At 69.0% G+C, this 3,857-nt stretch carries 4 protein-coding genes; all 4 read left to right on the forward strand.

All coding sequences use genetic code 11. The annotated features are described in order from the left end of the window. Positions 1 to 1,177, forward strand: a 1,177-nt coding sequence (locus AC1D1G_RS42815; RefSeq protein ID WP_477956663.1) for an acyl-CoA dehydrogenase family protein, incomplete at its 5' end; no start/stop codon positions are given. Between the two features lie 16 nt (positions 1,178 to 1,193). Further along, on the forward strand, positions 1,194 to 2,489 hold the full coding sequence (locus AC1D1G_RS42820) for an LLM class flavin-dependent oxidoreductase (RefSeq protein WP_477956664.1): 1,296 nt from the start codon (positions 1,194 to 1,196) through the stop codon (positions 2,487 to 2,489). 27 nt (positions 2,490 to 2,516) lie between these two features. Beyond that, positions 2,517 to 3,245 (forward strand): IclR family transcriptional regulator, encoded by a 729-nt coding sequence (locus tag AC1D1G_RS42825; protein ID WP_280782031.1) that lies wholly within the window; start codon positions 2,517 to 2,519, stop codon positions 3,243 to 3,245. Positions 3,246 to 3,358: 113 nt separating this feature from the next. After that, the coding region (locus tag AC1D1G_RS42830) for a TauD/TfdA dioxygenase family protein (protein ID WP_477956665.1) at positions 3,359 to 3,857 on the forward strand (499 nt) is incomplete at its 3' end.

Here is a 3,857-nt window from a genome sequence, read left to right on the forward strand (position 1 = left end):
CGGCTCCGCCGAACTGGCGGCCGTGATCGCCGAGATCGCCGAGGACGCCGCGCGGCGGCGCACCCGTGGCGGGACCGAGGGCCCGCAACGGGCCGTCGAGTTGATCCGCGAACACCGGCTCGGGGCCGTGCGGGTGCCGCGGGAACACGGCGGCGGTGGCTACACCTTGCAGGATCTCTTCGATCTGGTGATCGACCTCGCCGAGGCCGATCCCGATGTGCCACACATCGTCAGGGTCCACTACGCGTTCGTCGAGGAAGTGCTGCGTGCCCCACGCACGGAGCGCAAGGACGCATGGTTGCCGGAGATCCTGTCGGGCACACTGTTCGGTGGCGCATCCTCGGAACTGAGCACCCGCGCCGTCGGCTCCTACAGCTTCGAAACCACTCTGACACCGGATCCCGGCGGATACCGCCTGAACGGGGTCAAGTTCTACAGCACCGGTTCGCTGTACTCCGATTTCATCCGGGTCTCCGCCAACCTCCCGGACGGCAAGGCGCTCAGCGCCATCGTTCCCGCCGACCGGGCGGGGATCGTCCACAAGGACGACTGGGACGGAATCGGCCAGCGCCACACCGGCAGCGGGACGACGGTGTTCGAGAACGTCGCCGTCGAGGAGTCCGAGACGCTACCGTTCCGCGGTGGCGACGAGGAGACCCGGCCGCGGCAGGCGCTTCCCCAGTTGTACCTGCACGCGATCGCGGCGGGCATCCTCCGCACCGTCACGACCGAGTCCGCCGAGCTGATCCGCGGCCGCAAGCGCAGCTTCGTGTTCGCAGTCGGCGAGGAACCACGGCACGACCCGCAGTTGCTCGAGATCGTCGGAACCCTCTCGGCGGCCGCCTTCGCGGCGGAGTCCGTGGTCCGGGCGGCCGCCGCAGCACAGGATGTGGCCGCGGACGTCGCGCGCACCTCCGGCGTCGACGCCCGACTCGAGCAGGCGGCCGCGGTGCTGGCCGCCAAGGTGAAGGTCGCCATCGAGGACATCGCGCTCCGAGCGGCCACCCGACTGTTCGAGGTCGGCGGCGCCTCGGCCACCCGGGAGTCGGCGCACCTGGACAGGCACTGGCGCAACCTGCGAACCCTGTTCTCCCACAACCCGACGGTGTACAAGGCGCGGGTGATCGGCGACCTCGTGGTCAACGAGACCCCGCTTCCGGACACCGGATTCTTCTGATTCGGAAGGCACTGCCGTGAGTAGATCCCGACGCCAACTGGTGCTCAACGTGAACGTGCTCGACGTGGGAATCGCCCCCGGAGCGTGGACGCTCGACGACGTGCACGCGCACTCGTTCGTCGACCTCGATCACTTCACCAGGATCGCGCAGATCGCCGAGCGTGGCACCCTCGACGCGTTCTTCCTCGCCGACGGTCCCGGCTTCTGGGAGAACCCCCGGGTGAAGCCGACCCGGGCGCTGGAACCGGCGGTGATCCTGGCGGCCGTGGCGACGGCCACCGAGAACCTGGGCCTGATCGGGACCGCCTCCACCACGTTCAACGACCCGCGCGATCTCGCCGAACGCTTCCTCTCCCTCGACTACCTGAGCGGCGGCCGGGTGGCGTGGAACGTGGTCACCACGTATTCGCCGACGGCCGCGGCCAATTTCGGATTCGACCAGATTCCGGACCGCGACTACCGCTATCGCCGCGCCGAGGCGTTCGTCGGCGTGGTGACCGCGCTGTGGGAGAGCGCCCGGAGCGGTGTCCCGGTGTCGCATCACAGCGAATTCTTCGACGTCGACGGCGTGCTGCGGGTGCCGTCGTCGGAGCAGGGGCAGCCGCCCCTCATCCAGGCAGGCGGGTCACCCGCCGGCCGTGCCCTCGCCGGACGCACCGCGCACGGCGTCTTCTCCGCGGAGCTGACGCTCGACGCCGGGCGCAGGCACTACAAGCACGTCAAGGACGTGGCGCGGGCGGGCGGCCGCAATCCCGACGACGTGAAGATCCTGCCCGGGCTGATCACGGTCATCGGCTCGACCGAAGCGGAGGCCGTCGCTCGACACGAACAACTCCGCGCCCACGTCCCCGCGAAGTTCGGCTGGGACCGGCTGAGTCTGACCCTCGGTGTCCCGCTCGCGGAACTCGACCTCGACCAGCCGATCCCGGCATCGCTGCTGGACGGGCCGCCCGACCCGGCGACGTTCGCGGGTTCCCTCGGGTTCCGCGAATCAGTGGTCGGGCTGGCGCGTGAGCGGAATCTGACCGTGGCCCAGCTCCTTCGCGAGTTGGACGGCGGTGGCGGGCACCGCGCCGTGATCGGCACACCGGGACAGGTGGCCGACACCATCGAGGCGTGGTTCCGCGCCGAGGCGGCCGACGGATTCAACCTGATGCCCGACGCGTTGCCGTCCGGACTCGACACCTTCGTCGACGAAGTGGTGCCCCTGCTCCGCAAGCGGGGGCTCTTCCGCCACGAATACGCGGAGAAGACCCTGCGTGAGCGTTTCGCTGTGCAGCTTCCCGAGTACGGCACCGCACGCTCGGCCTGAGTTCGTTCAGACTGTAAGGAGGGCCTCGTGACGTCACCGCGTTCGGGCTCGCAGGCGGTGGAACGGGCAATCGCGGTGCTCGCCTGCTTCGAGGGCGCCACCGACCTGACCGTCAGCGCGCTCGCCGCCCGCACCGGGTTGGCCGTCAGCACCGCGTATCGCATCGTGCAGGCCCTCGTCCGCGGCGGACTACTCGAGCGTGACGAGCGGACCGACTGCTATCGGGTGGGGCCGAGCCTGATCTCCCTCGCCGTGCCGTCGCTGGGGCGGCTCGACGCCGAATCGTTCGCCCCGCATCTGTATTCGCTCGCCGCGCATGTGAAGCTGACGACCAGCCTCGGGGTCGCGAGGGACGACGTCGCGGTCACCGTCTTCTCGGCACGCCCACCCGAACGGTTCTGCACGCATCAGCTGCCCGGGGCACGCCAACCGCTGCAGAGCAGCGCGATGGGGATGGCGATCCTGGCGTTCGGCACGGCGTCCGCACGGCGAAGCAGTTCGGTGACGGCGTCCTCCGACCTCGAACGGGTCCGGCGGCTGGGGTACGCCGCGGCCTTCTCCTCGGAGAATCGGGACGTGCTCGCCGTCGCGGTTCCCGTTCTCGACCCCGAGGGACGGCCCCGCGGCGCGTTGGGGGTCCAGGCACTGCGCCGGCGACTCACCGACGAACTGGTGCGGGAGATCGTGCCGCCGATGCGCGGCGTCGCGGCGAGGATCGGCGCGGGGGCCGGAACTGCATTTCCCGCGTTCCGGTAGGGAAAAACTCAGGGTGAACCTTTTTCGCATTGTGAAAATACCGTTGTAGCACCGTGGTTCGGGATTCGATGATGATCGCGACGTATCGATTCAGCCCGAAACCAGGAGTACTCATGACACTCACCACCGCCGCGCCCGCCGATTCGGATCGGACCGCCGACGCCGCACTCGAGGTCCGTCCCGTCGCCGGGCACATCGGCGCCGAGATCTCCGGAATCGACCTCCGGAAAGAACTGGCCGACAACGAGGTAGCGCAGGTCCGCGACGCCCTGCACCGCTACAAGGTCCTGTTCTTCCGCGACCAGGAGATCGGGCATGCCGAACAGATCGCGTTCTCGCGGAAGTTCGGTGACGTGACGCCGTCGCACCCGTACGACGACGAAGCCCCCGAGGGTTTCCCGCAGATCCTCGCTGTCGACAGCCGCAAGTACGAGAAGCGCTTCGGGCGCAAGAAGTACAGCTACGACAACAAGTGGCACACGGATGTCACCGCTTTGATCAACCCGCCTGCCGGCACGATCCTGCGCGCCCACATCGTCCCGGAGCAGGGCGGCGACACCCAGTGGACGAACCTCGTCGCCGCATACGAGGGTCTGCCGGACTCGCTGAAGG

The sequence above is a fragment of the Rhodococcus sp. P3_B8 genome, from assembly GCF_056402775.1.